Genomic DNA, 18,861 nt, shown 5'->3' with positions numbered 1-18,861 from the left:
GCTATTAAAATAAATTCTAAGACCCCTGCTTATAGTAATGTTGTTTTGCTTCTGCTAACACACGTAACGGAAGTTTGTCAGCGAGTTTAAACGCTTCTTTTTCGTCTAACTCCAATGTCGTTACAAGCTTTTCTATCTTTTCTTCAGAAGGAATCATCCTTCCCTTTTCAATATCAGCCATGTATTGAGGAGTAATACTTAATCTTCGAGCAAGCTCTGATTTACTCAATCCTTTTTGGTTTCTGGACATTTCTATAAACCTTCCAAATTCACTCATCCTTTATTCCTCCTTTTCTTTTTGTATAAAAAAGTGTGAATTGTATGATGATGTAGGCCGCTAATCGGCTCGTCATATTGCGGAAATCTAAGGTTGGATCAATCTCTACGATGTCCATTCCTTTAACAGATGGTTCTTGTGCAAGATATTGTATACCTTCAATTAACGAGTCGCTGTCTAATCCACCTGGCCCGATTGCAGGACATCCTGGTGCAAAAGCCTGATCCAAAACATCCATATCAAGAGAAATATATATGTTATCTGTTGTCTGTTTTAACTGGTCAACTGATTTTTGCAATAAAGAAAGCAAGCCACTTCTTTTAACATCACCCATCGTATGCACGGTAACACCATGATCCTTCGCATAATCATGATAGAGTTTCCCGTTTGAGAAATCTCGAATACCGATCTGAACAAGTTGGTCGCCTGTAATCACACCATTTTCAATAAGTTGGCGAAACGGCGTACCGTTTGATGGACCACCGTCTTCCGTGTTACGGAGATCAAAATGTGCATCAAACTGTATGATGCCAACTCGTCCCCTCGTTTCTTGGAAAGCTTTGATCGCTCCTGCAGAAACAGAATGATCACCACCCAGAGTTATCACACATGCATCTCTATGCTGAGCTCCGATATCTTTTAAGACCGAATGGATACGGGATTGTGACGTAAAGAGATCTGTTACATGCATCTCAATATCTCCAAAATCGGTAATGCTCTGATCCCAAAGATCACTTTCTTCTTCAATGCTATATGTGGAAAACGAATGCATCATCGCACGAATGGTCTGTGGTGTGAGATGTGCACCTGAATGTGAAATAGAAGTCTTAGAGAGAGGAGCTCCAGCAATCGCTACTCCTCTCACTTCTTCTCCTGACCAAGGCTTTAATAGCTGACCTGCCTTTTTAATGCCGCGGTCAGTAAAGGGTGCCTCATCCGATTTACGTAGAAAGGGTATAGTTTGCATGAATATCTCCCTTTCCAACAACTAACTTACCGTTCTTCCATACTTTATTTACGTGGTTAACACCGTAGTGGTAAGGAATATACTTGTAGTTTGGTACATCCCACAGAACTAGATCTGCTTTTCTTCCTATTTCTAGACTACCTGCAACATCTCCGCGTCCAATAGCGAAAGCTGCATTGACCGTTACAGCGTTCCAAATTTCTTCTGGCGTCATCTTCAGCTTTAATGCAGCTAAACTCATAATGAACTGTAAATTTTCTGTCGGTGAACTTCCAGGATTAAAATCAGTCGACAGTGCTACAGCTGCCCCACTTGAGATCATGCCCCGTGCTGGAGCGAAATGATCTTTCCCTAAATAAAACGTAGTGCCTGGAAGAAGGACTGCGATCGTATCTGACTCACCGAGCATACGAACCCCTTCCTCACTTGCTCCAACTAAGTGATCGGCAGATACAGCCCCGATCTCACAAGCCATCTCCGTCCCGCCAAGAGGATCAATTTCATCCGCATGAATCTTTACACCAAATCCTGCTGTTTTTGCTTTTTGAAGAAAGACTTTAGACTGTTCTACTGTAAAGACACCTGTTTCACAGAAAATATCTACAAACTCTGCAAGACCCTCTTTTGAGATTACACTCAACAAAGAAAGCATATCTTCTAAAAAGGCATCTGGTCTTCCTTTATAATTTTCAGGAATCGCATGAGCTCCCAAAAAGGTTGAAACAAGGTCGATCGGGTGAGTTTCATTCAGCTTTTTTGCTACTCTCAACTGCTTTAATTCGGTCTCTTTATCCAGTCCGTATCCACTCTTTGCTTCCATCGTCGTAACGCCATATGTTAAACATCTGTTTAAATGGAACATTCCTTTTTCATAGAGATCTTCTTCTGATATTTCACGCGTAGCTTTAACGGTCGAATGAATTCCCCCGCCTTGAGCCAAAATTTCTAGATAAGGAACTCCTTGTTGTTTCAAAGCGAGTTCATGCTCACGCGATCCCCCAAACACGAGGTGTGTGTGAGGGTCCACTAAGCCTGGTGATAAAAGTTTGCCTGTTGCCTCAATCGTTTCTTTTGCCTGTAACTGAGATGCTTCTTCCGCAGTTCCTATAAACGCGATTACACCATCTTTTATCCCAACAGCTCCGTTATCAATGATGGAGAGTTCGTTCATCTGTGTACCTCGAAGCGCCGCTCCATTACTTTTTGGAACAATCACCTGTCCAGCAAAAATCAATGTATCTAGCATTCGTCACACTCCTTTTTTATTTCTCGATCATTGGCAGATCTACGCCTTTTTCTTTTGCCGTCTCAATCGCAAGGTCATAACCTGCATCAGCATGTCTAACGATTCCCATTCCAGGATCACTTGTTAATACACGCTCTAAACGACGAGCTGCTTCTTCTGTTCCATCTGCTACAACCACCATTCCGGCATGAAGAGAATACCCCATCCCAACACCGCCACCATGGTGAACAGAGACCCAGCTCGCTCCGTTTACCGCATTGATCATCGCGTTTAAAATCGGCCAGTCCGAAACGGCATCACTGCCATCCTTCATTCCTTCTGTTTCACGATTAGGGGAAGCAACTGAACCGCAATCCAAGTGATCACGCCCGATTACGATTGGTGCTGACAATTCTCCGCTAGCTACCATTTCGTTGATGATTTTTCCAAACTTCGCACGTTCACCATATCCTAACCAACAGATACGGGAAGGAAGGCCTTGAAACTGTACTTTTTCCTGAGCCATCTTGATCCATTTGCAGAGGTGCTCGTTATCACTAAACTCTCGTAAAATTACTTCATCCGTTTTTCTGATATCTTCTGGATCGCCCGATAACGCAACCCATCTAAAAGGTCCTTTCCCTTCACAGAACAATGGGCGTATAAAAGCTGGTACGAATCCAGGGAAATCGAATGCGTTTTTTACTCCTTCGTCAAGTGCTACTTGTCTGATGTTATTCCCATAATCGAATACGACAGAACCTTTCTTCTGCATCTCAAGCATAGCCTGAACGTGAACCGCCATCGATTGCTTTGATTTTTCGATATATTGTTCCGGATGACGTTTACGAAGTTCTGCTCCTTCTTCCATAGAAAAACCTACTGGTAAGTAACCATGCAACGGGTCATGCGCAGAAGTCTGATCCGTAACAAGATCAGGAATCTCTCCCATCTCGATCATCTTTGGTAAAAGTTCAGCAGCGTTCCCTAGAAGACCAATCGATAATGGCTCACCTTTTGCCGCATATTCTTTCGCCATGCTTAATGCTTCATCTAAACTCTTTGTCATTTTATCTAGGTATCTCGTATCCAAACGACGTTGAATCCTTGTTTCGTCTACATCAATCGCGATCACAACACCATCGTTCATTGTTACTGCTAGAGGTTGTGCCCCACCCATACCTCCGAGACCTGCTGTTAGCGTGATCGTTCCTTTTAGTGATCCGTTAAAATGTTTGCGAGCCGCTTCGGCAAATGTTTCATACGTCCCTTGCAGGATGCCTTGTGTGCCAATATAGATCCAGCTTCCTGCAGTCATTTGGCCGTACATCATCAGACCTCTTTTTTCAAGATCACGGAATGTCTCCCAATTTGCCCATGCAGGGACAAGATTGGAGTTGGCGAGTAAAACACGCGGAGCATCAGTATGCGATTTAAATACGGCGACCGGCTTTCCAGATTGTACGAGAAGGGTTTCATCATTCTCTAAACGCTCTAATGTTTCTATGATCTTATGATAAGAGTCCCAGTTGCGAGCAGCTTTACCAATTCCTCCATATACGACAAGCTCATCAGGATTCTCTGCTACTTCACCATCTAAATTGTTCATAAGCATTCGAATTGCCGCTTCTTGCACCCATCCTTTTGCAGATAGTTTCGTACCTCTTGCAGCTGATATAGAATGTTTTACGTTTGACATGTAAAAATACCTCCTTTTAATGTGCTAACTTTTGAATTTTAGATCCGATTAAGATGTCATTCCACGATGTATCAAGGATCCATGAAGCAACAGCTTCCATATCTTTGTGGAACATACGGTCACACTGTATCGTCGGACAAACGATTCTTCCTTGTTCATATACTTTCTTTGTTTTAGGTGCGAGCTTTTCAGGTCCTCGGAAATCTGCAGCCTGCATCGCACAGATTAATTCAACGGCCAGCACTCGTCTTGCATTTGCAATGATCTGAGCCGCATGTCTAGAAGCGATCGTACCCATACTCACATGATCTTCTTGATTAGCTGATGAAGGAATCGAATCGACACTTGCAGGGTGCGCCAATGTTTTATTTTCTGAAACGAGCGATGCAGCAGCATATTGCATGATCATCGCACCTGACTCAAGCCCTGGATTCGGACTTAAGAAACCAGGTAAGTCACTCAACTGAGGATTGACCATCCGTTCGATCCGTCGCTCTGAAATGTTCGCCCATTCTGCTGCGGCGAGCTTCAGAAAGTCCATTGCAAAAGCGATAGGCTGACCATGAAAATTCCCACCTGATATGATTTTGTTTCCGTCATCAAAGATCAGTGGGTTATCCGTTGCAGCATTCATCTCGATCTCAAGCTTTTCTTTTACATAACCAAGAACCTGCCACGAGGCCCCATGTACTTGAGGGATGCATCTTAACGAATATGCATCTTGTACCCTGATCTCTCCTTGTTTCGTTGTCAGCTGGCTGCCTTCTAAATATTCTCTTAAACGCTTTGCAACATCTACCTGCTCTTGATAACCTCGAGCAAGATGAACATCTTCATCAAACGCATCTGTTATGCCTCGTAAACTTTCTGTGGTAAGCGCTGCAATCGCATCTGCCATGAGTCCGATGCGTTCCGCTTCTATATAGGCAGCAATACCTTGTGCTGTCATGGCTTGCGTTCCATTGATCAAGGCAAGCCCTTCTTTCGCTGTTAAGACGACAGGTTCAATTCCCGCTCTCTTTAAAGCATCCTGACCAGAAATACGTTCTCCTTTGTAGTACGCTTCTCCCTCACCTACTAACACAAGGGCTAAGTGAGAAAGCGGTGCAAGATCTCCACTCGCTCCAAGTGATCCTTGTTGCGGAACAACAGGATGAACATTCTTCTCGACTAATTCTAGCAACCTTTCGATTACGATTGGCCTGATACCCGAAAAGCCTTTCAGAAGAGCATTTGCTCTTAAAATAAGCATAAGACGACTGATCGTCTCAGGAAACGGTTCTCCGATTCCACACGCATGGCTGCGGATCAGATTGATCTGCAATGTCTCCACATCATCTCTAGAAATAAAAACATCGCTAAACTTTCCGAAGCCAGTCGTGATTCCGTACACCACTTTACCTTCAGCCACAATCGCTTCAACCGCTTTCCGGCTGTCAGCCACTTTCTTCATACTGACCGGGCAAGCTTCAATGGGTTCATTCTCATGCAGAATCCGCTTGATCTCTTCCATCGAAAGTGTATTACCTGTTAATGTAATCATCTTCATCCCTCTTTTACTAAGGTTCTGTTCTTTCTTCGAAGTAGTTGATTTCCGTTACAGGAACTCGCTTTCAGCGGGGTGTGCGGTGAGCCTCTTAGCGCTCTGCGCTGTTAAGAGTCTCGCCTGTCCCACTCATCCCGCAGGAGTCTCGCACCTTTCACTCCAATCAACTTTCCAAAGAAGCTATTAAAAGAAACCTCAAAATGTATAGATAAAAAACAAAAAGAGCGCACCCGAAAGAAAACTCTTTCGAATACGCCCCCTCATCACTAGTTACTATGGGCACTATTTAAATATGATTGATTCCTAGACCAATCGCTTCATGCTCTAATCCTTTTACAGGAGCTCCGATCGTTCCGTAGAGAGCGACTGCTATCCAGTCACCTTCTTCTTTTTTCTCATATGGATTACCGCGAACGACGATGAAACGCAAACCTACAGTTCTAAGAACGGTTCCAAGCTGAACCTGTCCTCTTGTCACCCCATGAAAAGCTTCCATGATGGCATGATATAAAGAATGTGTTTCACGATAAATCCCAGTTTGAATTATATTTTCACTTTTGGCCGCTGTTTCAATGGCAGCTACTACCTTTTGTGAATCCATTGAACCGGCTTTGCCTACGCAATACTTCCAGCCCAATTTCTCGATCTCAGGCAGATAACTTTCATCTAATACCCCTAACATGGCCATCTTTCCGATCAAACGTTCATTTGATAATGCCATTGCATGAATCACTCTTTCTCTAACGGCTAATAACTACTTCTAGTGTATGCGTTTACAATTTGTCCGTCAATTCCCTTTCAACAACTTATCACAGCAGTATAGTAAAGAAAATGACACGTATAATCTATCAAACTAGCGGTAAGAATGATAGTAAGAAATATAACGGAATGAGGGTTGTTACATGTTAAACGTACAAAAAGAAATTGCACTTGCTTCAATGTCACGCACACCACAGTTCGAGGAAGATGTGAATGACTTTTTTATCGCTTATGACAAAGGACATAACCCGTTACTGCTCTTGCCTACTACAAAAGGATTTCTTCACGAAGGACAGGTGTACGCGATCGCATTTATTAAAAAAGAAAATAATTCATATCAATTTACTCTTTCAGATAAAATTATGCCTTTTTCGATGAATGAGGCAACGCTCATTCATGATCAGCTCGGTTTCTTCTTCGGTCCTGATAATAATATGCTTTCTTCCTTTTTTAAAGGTGATACGTATGGCGCATATGTAGTCTGGACAAAGCATATGGTCACGCAATTGATCAACGAAACTCTTCAAAATTGGCATAATACATCAGATGATTCACAGCGCGAAAAACACAAGACGCGATTAACTATGCTTCTTCAAGCCTAGGTAAAAATAATAAAACTGACTGCTAACTTCCCTCTTTCCTATGTGCAACAGATTGAGGAAGCCTAACAGTCAGTTTTTTTTAATTGTGGTGCATCATGTAGTAGATGATGTCTGTTCTTTATTATTTTTCTTAATATGTTTCTTAATAAAAGTCATGATAAATAAAAGTGGAATATAACTGATGGCTAAATAAAAACCGATCTTGTTCGTATAGTTATTGAGCATGTTGATCTTCAAACGAGTGTCTAAGTAATAACAAGCAGCCAACGTGATCGCTAATAAAATGATCAGTGTGATATGTTGGCGGATGTTCAACATCAGTTTGGCCACACGGCTCGAACACCAGATCGCCAGTGCAATATTTGGCAAAATCACTAAACACCACATCGAAACGAAAACAAAATCAAATCGTTCTACGAATGAAACTTGAACGATTTTCACCATAGAAAGGGTTGCCCATATATTTCTAGACAACTGTTCTTCGCTAAAGAACGCAAATGAAAACAAAGTGACTAGCAAATACATCATAAATGTAAAAAGATTAGCATGATGCGCAAATTTTTGAGACCGCTTTGCATTTTTAATAAACGGATAAAAAACAAGAAGTGTTTCAAAACCAAGATAACTCAGCATCATATTTTTCGTTGCAGATAAATAGTCTTTTACATTCTCATCAAAGACCGGCAGGAGATTAGAAAAATGAGTAAATTCCAATGGGTATACGAGTAACACGATCAAACCTAATGGAATGACAACTCCTAAAAAACAGATGCCCGCCACCGTTCGAAAACCAGACGAAACCACATAGTACGTTAATATCAGGAATACAGCAGCGATCTTCCAAGTACTTAGAGTGGGAAACATCCATACTTGTATGACTTCAATATACGTTCGTAACACTGTAATCGACCAGAGCAGAAAATATAGAAGTAAAAATAGATTAAATAAGTTTCCAATCAAACCACCAAACAGCGATTTATGAGTTGATACGATATCCCCATCGCCGTTATCGAGCACATAATAAATCATCCATATAAGAGCATGTACAAAAATGGCAGCTATGATGACTGATATCCAGGAATCATAGCCAGCGTATTTAGCGATGATACGCTGATAGCCTAGCACCCCTACCCCTACTTGTTCAGAATGGACAAGAAAAAACACAAGAAAGGGAGAAACGAGAAAAGCTTCTTTAATTTTTTGCATGACGATTCTCTTCCTCTCTTAGAAACAGCATTGAAATCTCGTTTTAGCATTCCCAAGAGTAAAGAGATTAACCCATAAATAACCAAAAAAGCTGACGCGAAATGTGGGAATACACCCGTTCTGCATCAGCTTTCATTCCTCTATCCAGTGAACACTTCACCGTCTGGATACCTAATATTATCTTTTGTTTGTTTAGCAAGACTGAACGCCAGTGTTAGCGGTCCTAATTTACCGAAAACCATTACCACACAGATCACAATTTTTCCGATGACTGTGAGATCTGGGGTAAGTCCCATACTTAATCCAACTGTTCCAAATGCAGAAACGACTTCAAACACGATCACCATGAATGAAACATCTTTCTGGACATATGTGATAATAAATAATGCGGCAAAGATAAACAAAATAGAAATAGTTGTAATAGCAAGAGCTCTGTAAACAACAGCATTTCGAATGGTCCGCTTCATAACAACCGTACTTTCTTTCCCTTTTAAGAAAGCTGCAACCGTAAAAATAATAACAACAAACGTGGTCAGCTTTATCCCTCCACCAGTAGAGGTACTTCCTGCCCCAACAAACATTAAAAGAATCATCAACAAGGATGTATCAGGATTTATGGCTGTCATATCAATCGAGTTAAAACCTGCTGTTCTCGGTGTTACACCTTGGAAATAAGAAGCCCAGAATTGCTCAGCACCTGAAAGCATTCCAATGGTCTTAGGATTATTAAACTCAAATAAGTAGAAGAACAAGATTGCCACAATATTAATAATCAAAGTAGAAAGCAACATCACTCTTGTATGAAGAGAAAGTTTTTTCCAGCTTCGGCTCACCCATATATCAACCAATACGGTAAACCCAATTCCCCCTGTTATAAACAGAAACGATATGACGATGTTCACCATCGGATCTCCTACATAACCCATTAGACCGTCAGACCACAACGAGAATCCTGCATTGTTGTATGCCGATATAACATGAAAGATGCTATAGTAAATTCCTTTACTAACACCAAAGTCTGGAACAAGCCTTAGTGATAGAAAAAAGATGGCGATAATCTGGATGCTGATTGAAAATACAAACAGATTTCGAACTAACCGGATTACCCCGCCTATAGAAGGCTGGTTGAGTGCTTCTTGCATCAGAACACGTTGTTTGATGGATATTTTCCTCCCCATCATAATAACGACTAATGAAGCAAATGACATGACCCCAAGTCCTCCGACTTGGATTAAGAACAAGATGACGATCTCACCAAAGAGTGTGAACGTTGAGCCAGGATCAACAGTAGCTAAGCCTGTTACTGTTGCTGCTGAAGTTGCAATAAAAAAAGCATCTACCCACGATAACGTTTTTTCATGGGCAATAGGAAGCTTTAACAAACACGTCCCAACGAAAATAAGAAATAAAAATAGTAACGCTAAAAACTGAGGAGGGTTTAATCTAATTGGGTTGTGCAAAAAACGTTTATGCTTTCTAACATGTAGTGCCAATGCTTACACTTCCTCATCCTCAAAACGATTTAGATCTTCGTTACGACCGATCACGACAAGTATATCCCCATATTGAAGAGATACATCAGCAATCGGTGAAACGAGTATCTCATCTCCGCGTTTGATTGCGACGATATTACATCCATAGCGTGCACGAACATCTAGATCTGTTAGCGTCCGATTCACTAGCTTATCCGTTACACCTATCTCAACAATACTGTGTTCATGCGATAGCTCAATAAAATCAATAATCTTTTCAGAAGATATGAGTTGAGCAACGCGAAGCGCCATATCACGCTCTGGGTGGATAATACGGTCTGCTCCTAGCTTTTCCAACACTTTATGATGATAGTCATTCTGTGCTTTTACCCATACTTTTTGAACGCCTGCTTCTTTTAAAAGTAAAGTAGTTAAGATACTTGCTTGGATGTCTTCACCGATCGAAACAATTACCTGTGTAAAATTTCGGATTCCTAAAGACTTCATTACGTTTTCATCCGTAGAGTTAGCTTGAACAGCCTGAGTAGCTATTGTTGCAAACTCATTTACTCTTTCCATATCTTTATCTATAGCTAGAACATCATAGCCCATCGTCGCAAATTCTCGACAGATGCTGCCTCCAAAACGTCCTAAACCAATTACTGCAAACTGTTTTTTCATTATGGTCTCCCCTTAAAATCCATGAAGTTTTTGCTTCGTTGTTCTCTAGCCTTGCTGGTCAAGAGGTATATAAATTTAAGTAAAAAAACGCAAAAAAAGACCACACAAAGAAGCGGGTCCGGTTTTCCACCAAATTGACCTCTCCAGTGACATGACGCTTACGGGGTTAGCTGTCGGATTAGGGATTGGAGTATCCCTTTTTGCAAATAGAGCAAAATTCACCCCAAAAGATTGGTTCCCCCGTTTTACAGTAGTTTCACCATAAAAATAACTGTAAATTCAGCGATCTAAAGCCTGCTAAATTTTGAATTACATATACTGTAATCCTCTATCTTTTAAAAGTCAATCCATTTTTTTAGTGTTAACAAATACTTTACATTTTACCTGAAAATTGAAGGATCAATACTACTATTCCAATCAACCAAACATAGACAGCAAATCCTTTTAACGTACCGGTTTGAAGGAGTTTGATCATCCACTTTACAGCCACATATCCAAATAGAGCCGATGCTAAAGTACCGACCAATAAGGCTGAATAAGAGATAGGTGGATGTCCACCCGTAAATAGATCTTTTGACTGCAATACTACTCCTCCTGCGATAGATGGTATGGATAATAAAAAAGAAAAATAGGCCGCTGCTTTTTTATCGATCTTGCAAAAGAGCGCTGCTGCAATCGTTAGTCCTGATCGTGAAATAGCAGGAAGAATAGCCGCACCTTGAAACGTACCGATCACAAGTGCATCCCTTATTGTTATATCTTCAATCCCTTTATATCCATTTCGCTTATAAGAATCCGCCCACCAAAGCAAAAAACCTGTAATTAAGAACTCCCATCCAACCGTGATCCCGGTTTTTGAGATCTCTTCAAAAAAATCTTTAAATGCTAGTCCTATAACAGCGGTTGGAATCGTTCCAGCGATAAGCAGAACTCCCGTTTTGCTGAGTGGTCTTTTTATAACTTCTAAGATTTCTCTCCAATAAACCGTCATCACAGCAATAAGTGTTCCTATATGAAGCATGCTATCAAGAAACAACCCGGCTTCTTCTAGCTGAAACACTTGCCTGCCTAGAAGGAGGTGTCCTGTAGAACTGACAGGCAAAAATTCTGTTATCCCTTGCACAATGCCTAATATTAAGGCTTCGAGCCAATCCATAAAAAAAACCCCCTCAACTTTCATGGTCTCGTACAACCTATTCATGAGGAGGATTTTCTATTCTAGTTTTTTGATATCAATTTAGTGTTACTAACGAGCATTTGTGATTAAAGTACACCTGAGAAGAGACGAGCAAACGATTCCTTTGTTCGTTCCCACAAACCTCTTTTGTAAAACTCTACGGGCTTCACTTTTATAGATTCCACCATGTCTTCTTGATATTGTTCTACAAGATCTGAGACAGATGATGTATTCAGCAAGAATACGTTCACTTCGAAGTTAAGGTGAAAACTTCTCATATCCATATTAGCTGTACCGATTGAAGCAGTATCGCCATCAATAATGATTACTTTTTGATGCAGAAATCCTTTTTTGTAGGAATAGATCTCTATTCCAGAACGCAGTAGCTCTGGAAAATAAGAGCGCGTTGCATATTGCGTCAAGAATCCATCATTAATCTCAGGAACCAACAAACGGACCTGGACACCTTTTTTTGCTGCCACTCTTAAAGCCGTTCGAATCGCTTCATTAGGAACAAAATATGGTGTTGCGATCCAGATCGATTTCTCTGCACATGAGATCAAAGAATAGAATAGATCACTCATGATTCCAAGCTGAGTATCAGGACCACTTGCCACCACATGAACAGTACCATCCCCTTCAGCGGGGTATGCTCTTGTAAGATGATTATCTTCTAAGAGATCTTCTCCACAAACATATTCCCAATCCATTAAAAATATGGCATGAAGAACTTGAACAGCTTCTCCTTCCATAACCATGTGTGTATCGCGCCAAAAACCAATCTCCGGATCTTCTCCTAAATACTCAACGCCTACATTCAAGCCCCCTACAAACCCAACCTTCCCATCAATAATAATAATTTTACGATGATTTCTGAAATTAAGCTTTTGATTGAAAAAACCATATCGAACAGGTAAGAATGCTTCAACGAGAATTCCTGCTTTTTTCATTCTGTCGATATCATATTGCTGAAGAGACAGACTTCCTATCCCATCAAACAAAAATCTAACTTTCACGCCTTCATTCGCTTTTTTTATTAAAAGGTCAATAATGTCTTTACCAAGGCGATCTGAACGAAAGATATAATACTGAATATGTATATACTCCTTGGCTTCTTTCAGCCTTGCAAAAATTTCAGGAAACGTCTCTTGACCATTCTTTAAAATTTTCGAACTCGTTTTTCTGTTCAAACGCGTAAGTGTGATGTGATGAGCATGCGTTGCAAAGCACTGCTGATGTCTTTTCAAATCACTAAAGTCCGGCTTTTCTTCTTGTTTAGATACCCTGATCCACTCGTCTCTGTCTTTTTTTCGTTTCGATTTAAAAAGGTGGCCTTTTAAATAAAGCTGTCCAGAATACAGGTAGAACATATATCCGATAAACGGAAATAGAATTAATACATAAATCCAAAGAAGTGTATGTTGAGCTGTTCTGTTCTCGAGCATTAACGAATAAATCGTATACAGAATCACTGCGATGTAAAGGAGCCCAAATACCGTTTTGATTATCACATATCCTTCTGCAAAGAAAACGATGTATAAACAGACAAGTAACAATAGTGTGAGGAAAAATTCCCATATTCGTTTCATGCACGTGCTCCTTTTTTACCAATCTTCTCTTTCTCTCTTTATTCCCTTCCCCATGTAATTAAAACAAGGGGCTCTTCTCTTTTTATACCATTTTTTCTTAGGATTTGCAGAAATCACGACTGTTATGAAATTAGGTATTGTTTCAATCATTCGAAATGGTTTTTTTGTGTACGCATTGGGTTGATAGACAGACGCTTCGGAAATTTGCGTGGCCGATCGGTGGTGAATTTTGAATTGGACAGATTATTGGGTGGATCGGACAGATTATGTAACCAATCCGACAGATTAATCTTCAAATCGGACAGATTCACTAGTCAATTGGAAAAATTACCGTCATTAACAAAACGGCGCCCATGCATAGACTCCTCTATAGCACTTACTGTCGACTTTGACGAAAATACTGTCCACTCTTTAAGTTTTACTGTCCACTTCTGATGATTTACTGTCCACTTTTGTAAGTTTACTGTCCACTCTGCTATTTTTACTGTCCACTTTAATTTTCCGCAAAAATAGAAACACATAAAAAAGCTCCAGAGGTTATCACCACCTCTGGAGCCAGTCAACATTCTTTATTCAGCTTTCGCTCCATTTTCTTTCCAGTAGTACTCTGCCACAGCATCTGCCACCGCTTCTGCACTTCTATACAGCTCGTCCATGTTGTTATCCACTCCGCCAAACTCAATGAGTAAAGCATGGTCAGAAAGGTCTTGATTATAAACACCATTTCCTTGAGTCTTGTTTTTTCCAATAACCCCACGGCTTAATCCAGGGTATTTTTTATCTAAGATCGCGTTGATCTCTTGTGCTGCTTTTTGGTTCTTCTCAAAATTAGGATTCGCTTTACCGATAACGAATAAAGTACGCGCATAGGACTTACCATTAATTTGTGTTGTTGTAGACTTTCCTCTCATAGAATCTCGATGCAGATCAAAGATTAAATCAATATCATTGTTGCTCGCCATCGCACTTTCAACTAGTGTACGTGACATCGGATAACTCTTTCGATAGTCTGTGTTATTTTTCCTCAAAAGCTCCGTCATGTTTGTCATATCGACGGATGTACCGATTCCTCTCGCCTCTAATTCTTCCCCTAGCTTTTTCCCTACCATCGTGATGTTGACTTTAGAATGAATAGCATGATCAGGATTTGTTACTCCTTTTAAGTGAGGTAAGAACGATTCCCAACTGTGCGAATGATAGATATAAGCAATTTTCTTTCCACTCGTTGTTTGACCTGGTGGGTTCTCTGAATCAGATGGATCAGGATCTTCTAACCGCTCGATATCTTGAACTTCCGCTTCCTCACCACTTAATAGAAGTTCCATCGGTGGTGGTGACTCATACGCTAAGTTTGTATAATCCGTTCCTTCCCCAGCAACAATGATTGTTGAATCATAGAGCGCAAAGCCAGGAAGTTCGTTTCCTAACAAACTTCGGATATCACCAGGCTTGATGCTTGTTGTTAATTCGAACAATACACTTGATAATGCAGGCGGTTCACTTTCTTTTGGAAGCTCTTGCGTGAAATATCGGTTTTCCCAACCTATGAAATAGACAAGTGCTTCTCCAGAAAATTCCGTTAACCACTTATGCATGGTTGATGAACTCAATCGATATTTGTGCTCAAAGGATGTGATGAAGCTAGTGGCAACGACAATAAATAGCATGGCTCCAGCAAGTAATAATGGTAAACGCTTCATATTCAATTGCGGGGTGAACATGTATAGCCCTCCACTTCTGTTAACGTTTCTATCACATCCTATGCAGCTAATCATTTAAATAGAATCCAATCTATGAAAAAATAATAGAGACTTATCTTCCTTGGCTTACTAATGCTCTTTTAATCTGAAGGTTTGTTTATGAGTGAGGTCTTTAGGAAGAAATCGAGGTCTTGTCCATAAAAAAAAACCAGTTCTTCAACTGGTTTGTGATGTAAGGACGATCTCGTCTGGGTTTGAATGATTTCCGCTAGCTAGCTTTTCATAAATATCAATAAAAATACCTAATTCCTCTGGAGATAAGTGATTCAGATAGCTACTTATTGAATCAACTCTCTCATTTTCAGCCTCTCGTAAAATTTCGTGTCCTTCGTCAGTAATCTCTAAATAAACAATACGACGGTCAAGGTCACTACGGTAACGACTTACAAATCCACGCTTGTACAAACGATCCGCACCAACAGTTATCGCACTCGGTTTTACACCCATATAGTCAGCCAATTTTGAAACGGTCCATTTATTTCTGATACACAACGTCTTCAAAAGTACAAACTGTGTTTTCGTTAACTCCTTCTCTATAGCAATCTCCGGGTGTAAACGCTTTGACACAATGTAATGCACCTTCTCCAATCTCTCCACATAGGACTTCAAATCCTTATTCCCCATACTATGAACCTCCAGCCTCTAAGTTGTAATGCGAGTATTATACTAACATTATACAAGAATTTTCATAACATTTGAACTATTATTTACAAATAATGTGTAAAAGAGTTGACGACCAGCATATAAATAGGATATATTACGTTCAAATATATTTGAACGTTTCAGGAGTGTTGAACATGCAGGAAATTTATCATATTCGGGAAGTTGAGCAGTTAAAGGTTATCTCTGACCCCTTTCGCATTAAAATCCTTTGGGAGATATTAGAGGAAGCAAAGACTGGAAAGATTTTATCAGATCTACTAGAAGTCCCTGCACCAAAGATTCATTATCATTTAAAAGAACTTGAACGCGTTGGTTTAATAAACGTTGAAAGAACAGAAGAAAAGAACGGCATTATACAAAAGTTCTACAGACCAGTTGCTCATTCATTTTCAATTGCCGAAATATTGCCCGATCAACGGCATGCAGTGAAAGATGAACTCTCCGATGCACTGAAGGAGAATATATTAGTTTCTTTAGAGAAAACAAAGTCTATGGTGCGCAAATTAGATCCTGAAGTACTAGCTTATACAGATTCTCCTCTTAAATTTGGTTATAGACATGTAAAACTTTCTTCTGATCAAGTAAAACTTCTACATGACAAAGCAAAAGAAATATCAGACTTAATTTCAGAATTTAAAAAGAACGAGAGTGACGATGGTGAGATCTATCATTACTTTATGCTCTCCTTTCCTTTGAAAGAGACACCGTATCCGGAAGAGGAGCTCCAGTAAGATGGCCGAAACAGTAGCTGTACACCATAAAAGTGAAAAAGAGTCCCTATTCAAAAAGCGTTCCTTTTTATTCATATGGGCGATAACAATCTGTTCTTCTTTTTCAATCGCCATTTTTCAATTCTCACAGAGCTGGTACGTCGTAAAGACTCTAGACAAAGAAGCTTCACTCGGCATTGTATTTATTGCAGCCAACGTTCCTCGTATTTTATTTATGGCTATCGGCGGCGTTCTAGCAGATCGAGTCAGTCGAACGAAAATTTTATTCGTCGCTAACTTTTTAAGAACCCTTTTGTTAGTTGGCTTGTTAATCATGCTTGCAACAGGACATCTCTCCCTCCTATCGTTTATCATTTTCGGTTTGTTTTTTGGAGCACTCGATGCTTTCGTCTGGCCTGCAAACGGATCACTTCTACCTAATGTTGTCGATCAATCTCAATTAACACGTGCAAATTCAGTTATTCAGACCACCCAACAAAGCTCACTAATCCTTGGTCCGATGATCGGAGGGCTTCTTGTTGCAAGCAGTGGAGGATATATGCTCTCGTTCGGTGTACCTGCTGTGATGCTTCTACTCGCTGCCATTCTTGCTTCTTTGCTAAATGTCCCTGCAACCATTAGTTCAAGCACAGCAAAACCAAGCATGTGGCAATCTATAAAAGAGGGAATTGATGTAGTTAGACAATCCGCTTTTTTAAAGGCGCTCTTTCTTAGTACGATATTTCTAAATGTTTTCGTCATCGGGCCTTTGATGATGGGCTTGCCGATCTTCGTAAAAAACGTGCTCGACGGAAACGCACTTGAATTTAGCTTTATTGAAGGAGCTATGGCTCTAGGCATGCTGATTAGCTCCGTTATCATAGGTATCCTAAACGTTAAAAAAAGACGCGGTCTGATGGTGACGGTCTCTTTATTCGCCATGAATATTTTCTTTTTCTTATTTAGTCAAAGTTCCAGCCTATATGCTTGTATGTTGATTATTTTCTTCATTGGAATTACGTTCCCCGCAACCAATATTCCGCTAATTTCAGCGGTTCAGTCTTCTGTAGATAAAAACCTACTAGGAAGGTTGATGGGATTGCTTACCATGGCAAGCATGGGGCTCGCTCCATTATCACTTGCAGCCACATCACTGCTCATCTCTTATGGATTTTCTATTGAAAACATTATGTCAGGAGGTGCAGTATCTTTAATTGTTGTTAATCTTTTGATCATGTGGAAACTTCCTGCTTTACGAAAAATGGAATAGGTGGTGTAGATGATGAAAGTCTTACTTATTGGCGGCACTCGTTTTTTAGGAAAACATGTAGCAGATTCTTTTAACAACAATCATCATGAAGTAACTTTGTTTCATAGAGGGAAAACAGCAAAAGAAGGTGTAACTGAAAACGTTCATGAGATTATCGGTGACAGAGATCTCGATCTGTCCTTACTTGAAAATGGGTCATGGGACATTATCGTTGATACGTGTGGTTATTTTCCTAAACAAGTTCGCAGATCAGCTGAAGCACTCCATAAAGAAGGAACTTTCTACATTTTTGTTTCTTCCGTATCTGTTTATGAAGATCAGTCCGTTCGAAACATTACGGAGGACTCAAAAACGGCTGAACTTACTGATTCTAATATCACTGAGGTCGGTGAACATTATGGTGCTCTTAAAGCAGCTTGTGAGCAAGAGGTGTTAGATGTATTCGGTAATAACGCTTTGATCGTTCGTCCTGGCTTAATCGTTGGGCCATATGATTATACGGACCGTTTCACTTATTGGCCAGCTAGAGGTGTTCGAGGGGGCGAAATTTTAATTCCTGAGATGAAAGATCCGACCGTTCGATTCATTGATGTTCGCGATTTAGCGAATTGGATTGTAAGAATGGCTGAAAACAAGGAAAATGGAATTTATCAAGCTGTCGGTGGCGTGTATGATTTCAATGAGGTTGTTCATAAATGTCTTATTAGTCAAGAACACTCAACAATAGTACCTGTTCCCGAAACTTTCTTATTAAAGGAGCACGTCGGCGAATGGGTCGAGTTGCCACTCTGGATCTCAAGTGAAGATTATCGTGGTTTGGATTATGCGGATGATTCGAAAGCAATAAACAAAGGCTTGCTTTTTAGACCAATAGAAGAAACGATAAAAGATACTGCTGATTGGTCTCTCAGCCGAAACTTAAAACCAGACGATTGGAAAGCCGGCCTAAATCCTGATAAAGAAAAGACGCTTCTGAAAAAATGGAATGAAAAAGTGAAGTGATATTTTTGAACTTAACAAGCCATATTATTTTCAATAAATCTAAAAATACATGAATGCCCATGGCACTTGTCCATACCAATTGTCTCCTTAGGACATATAGTATGATTGTGAGATACAAAATCTCTCCTGTTGGCAAGAGGCCGGCAGAGCAATTCCCTACCCCCCATTTCTTCATCATGCGTTCGGTTTTCTTTACCATAATCCTTTCTTAAGGATTATGGCTTTTTTTTATTCCTTGATAAAAGGGAGCTCCCTG

17 protein-coding genes and 1 riboswitch are annotated in these 18,861 nt (G+C 40.2%); of the genes, 4 read left to right on the top strand and 13 right to left on the bottom strand.

The window, feature by feature from the left end; all coding sequences use genetic code 11:
• Nucleotides 1-16: 16 nt before the first annotated feature.
• From IHV10_RS01165 to hutP, 6 genes are all read right to left on the bottom strand, one after another.
• The gene (locus IHV10_RS01165; RefSeq protein WP_197126946.1) at nucleotides 17-277 is read right to left on the bottom strand and encodes a helix-turn-helix domain-containing protein; all 261 of its coding nucleotides are present in this window, start codon (nucleotides 275-277) and stop codon (nucleotides 17-19) included.
• On the bottom strand, nucleotides 270-1,244 hold the full coding sequence (gene hutG / locus IHV10_RS01160; protein ID WP_197126945.1) for a formimidoylglutamase: 975 nt from the start codon (nucleotides 1,242-1,244) through the stop codon (nucleotides 270-272). Before hutG ends, IHV10_RS01165 begins: the two co-directional genes overlap by 8 nt.
• A complete protein-coding gene (gene hutI / locus IHV10_RS01155) occupies nucleotides 1,219-2,490 on the bottom strand; it encodes an imidazolonepropionase (RefSeq protein WP_197126944.1) in 1,272 nt (423 codons plus the stop codon). The genes hutG and hutI overlap by 26 nt, the downstream gene beginning before the upstream one ends.
• A 16-nt stretch (nucleotides 2,491-2,506) precedes the next feature.
• Nucleotides 2,507-4,168, bottom strand: coding sequence for a urocanate hydratase (gene hutU / locus IHV10_RS01150; RefSeq protein WP_197126943.1), 1,662 nt, complete (start codon nucleotides 4,166-4,168; stop codon nucleotides 2,507-2,509).
• Between the two features lie 16 nt (nucleotides 4,169-4,184).
• Nucleotides 4,185-5,711 carry a histidine ammonia-lyase gene (gene hutH, locus IHV10_RS01145; RefSeq protein WP_197126942.1) on the bottom strand — a complete coding sequence of 509 codons (1,527 nt, stop codon included), beginning with the start codon at nucleotides 5,709-5,711 and terminating at the stop codon, nucleotides 4,185-4,187.
• A gap of 289 nt (nucleotides 5,712-6,000) precedes the next feature.
• Nucleotides 6,001-6,435, bottom strand: a complete 435-nt coding sequence (gene hutP, locus IHV10_RS01140) for a hut operon transcriptional regulator HutP (RefSeq protein ID WP_066391539.1) — start codon at nucleotides 6,433-6,435, stop codon at nucleotides 6,001-6,003.
• Between the two features lie 181 nt (nucleotides 6,436-6,616).
• On the opposite strand from hutP, the gene IHV10_RS01135 reads away from it, so the two are divergent.
• Nucleotides 6,617-7,075 carry a hypothetical protein gene (locus tag IHV10_RS01135; RefSeq protein WP_197126941.1) on the top strand — a complete coding sequence of 153 codons (459 nt, stop codon included), beginning with the start codon at nucleotides 6,617-6,619 and terminating at the stop codon, nucleotides 7,073-7,075.
• A gap of 93 nt (nucleotides 7,076-7,168) precedes the next feature.
• Here the strand turns inward: IHV10_RS01135 and IHV10_RS01130 are convergent, their stop codons facing one another.
• The 7 genes from IHV10_RS01130 to IHV10_RS01100 form a co-directional block, all read right to left on the bottom strand.
• Nucleotides 7,169-8,281, bottom strand: coding sequence for a GerAB/ArcD/ProY family transporter (locus IHV10_RS01130; protein ID WP_197126940.1), 1,113 nt, complete (start codon nucleotides 8,279-8,281; stop codon nucleotides 7,169-7,171).
• A 140-nt stretch (nucleotides 8,282-8,421) separates the two neighbouring features.
• Nucleotides 8,422-9,774, bottom strand: a complete 1,353-nt coding sequence (locus tag IHV10_RS01125; RefSeq protein ID WP_231618094.1) for a TrkH family potassium uptake protein — start codon at nucleotides 9,772-9,774, stop codon at nucleotides 8,422-8,424.
• Between the two features lie 3 nt (nucleotides 9,775-9,777).
• Nucleotides 9,778-10,434: a potassium channel family protein gene (locus tag IHV10_RS01120; protein ID WP_144702694.1), complete on the bottom strand. Its 657-nt coding sequence runs from the start codon at nucleotides 10,432-10,434 to the stop codon at nucleotides 9,778-9,780.
• Nucleotides 10,435-10,573: 139 nt separating this feature from the next.
• Nucleotides 10,574-10,729, bottom strand: a riboswitch (cyclic di-AMP (ydaO/yuaA leader).
• Nucleotides 10,730-10,807: 78 nt separating this feature from the next.
• Nucleotides 10,808-11,590 (bottom strand): undecaprenyl-diphosphate phosphatase, encoded by a 783-nt coding sequence (locus IHV10_RS01115; protein WP_197126939.1) that lies wholly within the window; start codon nucleotides 11,588-11,590, stop codon nucleotides 10,808-10,810.
• Nucleotides 11,591-11,697: 107 nt separating this feature from the next.
• Nucleotides 11,698-13,200: a cardiolipin synthase gene (gene cls, locus IHV10_RS01110; RefSeq protein WP_197126938.1), complete on the bottom strand. Its 1,503-nt coding sequence runs from the start codon at nucleotides 13,198-13,200 to the stop codon at nucleotides 11,698-11,700.
• 569 nt (nucleotides 13,201-13,769) lie between these two features.
• Nucleotides 13,770-14,921 (bottom strand): stage II sporulation protein P, encoded by a 1,152-nt coding sequence (gene spoIIP / locus IHV10_RS01105; RefSeq protein ID WP_197126937.1) that lies wholly within the window; start codon nucleotides 14,919-14,921, stop codon nucleotides 13,770-13,772.
• 195 nt (nucleotides 14,922-15,116) lie between these two features.
• Nucleotides 15,117-15,584 (bottom strand): MarR family winged helix-turn-helix transcriptional regulator, encoded by a 468-nt coding sequence (locus IHV10_RS01100; RefSeq protein ID WP_197126936.1) that lies wholly within the window; start codon nucleotides 15,582-15,584, stop codon nucleotides 15,117-15,119.
• Between the two features lie 173 nt (nucleotides 15,585-15,757).
• Between IHV10_RS01100 and IHV10_RS01095 the strand changes: the two genes are divergently transcribed.
• From IHV10_RS01095 to IHV10_RS01085, 3 genes are read left to right on the top strand one after another with little or no spacing between them, the layout of a single operon-like run.
• Nucleotides 15,758-16,354, top strand: a complete 597-nt coding sequence (locus IHV10_RS01095) for an ArsR/SmtB family transcription factor (RefSeq protein WP_197126935.1) — start codon at nucleotides 15,758-15,760, stop codon at nucleotides 16,352-16,354.
• Nucleotide 16,355: 1 nt separating this feature from the next.
• Nucleotides 16,356-17,603 carry an MFS transporter gene (locus IHV10_RS01090; protein WP_197126934.1) on the top strand — a complete coding sequence of 416 codons (1,248 nt, stop codon included), beginning with the start codon at nucleotides 16,356-16,358 and terminating at the stop codon, nucleotides 17,601-17,603.
• Nucleotides 17,604-17,612: 9 nt separating this feature from the next.
• Nucleotides 17,613-18,605 (top strand): NAD-dependent epimerase/dehydratase family protein, encoded by a 993-nt coding sequence (locus IHV10_RS01085; RefSeq protein ID WP_197126933.1) that lies wholly within the window; start codon nucleotides 17,613-17,615, stop codon nucleotides 18,603-18,605.
• Nucleotides 18,606-18,861 lie beyond the last annotated feature (256 nt).

Origin of the sequence: Fictibacillus sp. 5RED26 (assembly GCF_015903895.1) — a bacterium.
Classification (GTDB): domain Bacteria; phylum Bacillota; class Bacilli; order Bacillales; family Fictibacillaceae; genus Fictibacillus; species Fictibacillus phosphorivorans.
The sequence above is the reverse complement of the archived record's forward strand: the minus strand, read 5'-3'. Positions and strand labels throughout refer to the sequence as shown.

Coding starts and splice junctions, on each gene's coding strand:
- IHV10_RS01165 (WP_197126946.1), bottom strand. CDS start 277: ATGAGTGAATTTGGAAGGTTTATAGAAATGTCCAGAAACCAAAAAGGA.
- hutG (WP_197126945.1), bottom strand. CDS start 1,244: ATGCAAACTATACCCTTTCTACGTAAATCGGATGAGGCACCCTTTACT.
- hutI (WP_197126944.1), bottom strand. CDS start 2,490: ATGCTAGATACATTGATTTTTGCTGGACAGGTGATTGTTCCAAAAAGT.
- hutU (WP_197126943.1), bottom strand. CDS start 4,168: ATGTCAAACGTAAAACATTCTATATCAGCTGCAAGAGGTACGAAACTA.
- hutH (WP_197126942.1), bottom strand. CDS start 5,711: ATGATTACATTAACAGGTAATACACTTTCGATGGAAGAGATCAAGCGG.
- hutP (WP_066391539.1), bottom strand. CDS start 6,435: ATGGCATTATCAAATGAACGTTTGATCGGAAAGATGGCCATGTTAGGG.
- IHV10_RS01135 (WP_197126941.1), top strand. CDS start 6,617: ATGTTAAACGTACAAAAAGAAATTGCACTTGCTTCAATGTCACGCACA.
- IHV10_RS01130 (WP_197126940.1), bottom strand. CDS start 8,281: ATGCAAAAAATTAAAGAAGCTTTTCTCGTTTCTCCCTTTCTTGTGTTT.
- IHV10_RS01120 (WP_144702694.1), bottom strand. CDS start 10,434: ATGAAAAAACAGTTTGCAGTAATTGGTTTAGGACGTTTTGGAGGCAGC.
- IHV10_RS01115 (WP_197126939.1), bottom strand. CDS start 11,590: ATGGATTGGCTCGAAGCCTTAATATTAGGCATTGTGCAAGGGATAACA.
- cls (WP_197126938.1), bottom strand. CDS start 13,200: ATGAAACGAATATGGGAATTTTTCCTCACACTATTGTTACTTGTCTGT.
- spoIIP (WP_197126937.1), bottom strand. CDS start 14,921: ATGTTCACCCCGCAATTGAATATGAAGCGTTTACCATTATTACTTGCT.
- IHV10_RS01100 (WP_197126936.1), bottom strand. CDS start 15,584: ATGGGGAATAAGGATTTGAAGTCCTATGTGGAGAGATTGGAGAAGGTG.
- IHV10_RS01095 (WP_197126935.1), top strand. CDS start 15,758: ATGCAGGAAATTTATCATATTCGGGAAGTTGAGCAGTTAAAGGTTATC.
- IHV10_RS01090 (WP_197126934.1), top strand. CDS start 16,356: ATGGCCGAAACAGTAGCTGTACACCATAAAAGTGAAAAAGAGTCCCTA.
- IHV10_RS01085 (WP_197126933.1), top strand. CDS start 17,613: ATGATGAAAGTCTTACTTATTGGCGGCACTCGTTTTTTAGGAAAACAT.